Genomic DNA, 500 nt, shown 5'->3' on the forward strand with positions numbered 1-500 from the left:
ACCGCCGTTTCTTACGTTGCAGCGGTCGAAGATCCAGAAAACTTCAAAACCTCGCGCTCAGTCGGCGCCTGGCTCGGGCTGACAACGCGGCGCTACCAATCAGGCGCGGTCGATTACGACGGCCATATCTCGCGACGAGGCGACAACCATCTGCGCGGACTGCTTTACGAAGCGGCGACGGTGATTCTCACGAGAACCAGTGCCGGGAAGGAGACCCGTCTCAAGAGCTGGGGACTTAAGCTGCGTGAGCGGTTGGGCTTCAAGCGCGCTGCGATGGCTGTCGCCCGAAAACTTGCAGTCATCATGCATAGCATGCTCAAGACAGGAGAAGTGTTCAACGCATTGGCCGGCGCTACCGAATAAAGAAAGCGTCAGCCTCCCTCCCTCCGCGCATCAAACTTGATTTGAGGCACTGAGCGTCCCTGCTTCGGACGTGGGTCGGATCATTCCGTTAACGGCTGTTGCAGCTCGTGCGAGACTGCGATTTAGACATAGGAAGG

The 500-nt window shown here is 58.0% G+C and carries 1 protein-coding gene; it reads left to right on the top strand.

Annotated elements, in window-relative coordinates:
- Positions 1-363: IS110 family transposase (locus PDO_RS17610; RefSeq protein WP_007605138.1), on the top strand; the 363-nt coding region annotated here is incomplete at its 5' end.
- Positions 364-500: the final 137 nt, after the last annotated feature.

The sequence above is a fragment of the Rhizobium sp. PDO1-076 genome (assembly GCF_000247475.1).
Taxonomy (GTDB): Bacteria; Pseudomonadota; Alphaproteobacteria; order Rhizobiales; family Rhizobiaceae; genus Allorhizobium.